Genomic DNA, 330 nt, shown 5'->3' on the forward strand with positions numbered 1-330 from the left:
TTGTCGCGTTTCCAGCCATAAACAGAAAGATGATCTGGAACGACAGATTGATAATGTTAAGACATATCTTCTGGCAAAAGGACAGCCATTTGAGATAATAAGTGATATCGGTTCCGGAATTAATTATAAGAAAAAAAGGACTCCAGGAATTGATCAGGCGAATATCTCAAAATCAGGTTGAAAAGGTTGTTGTTTTATATAAAGATCGGCTATTGCGATTTGGTTTTGAATTGATAGAATATATCGCTTCGCTTTATAATTGTGAGATTGAGATTATTGATAATACTGAAAAATCCGAACAGCAGGAACTTGTTGAAGATCTGGTTCAGA

The 330-nt window shown here is 34.8% G+C and carries 1 pseudogene; it reads left to right on the forward strand.

From position 1 onward, the window contains the following. A pseudogene (locus tag LI091_RS18435) lies at window positions 1–330 on the forward strand (IS607 family transposase); the annotation flags it as partial.

The organism is Blautia sp. MSK20_18 (genome assembly GCF_020553125.1).
GTDB lineage: Bacteria > Bacillota > Clostridia > Lachnospirales > Lachnospiraceae > Blautia_A > Blautia_A fusiformis.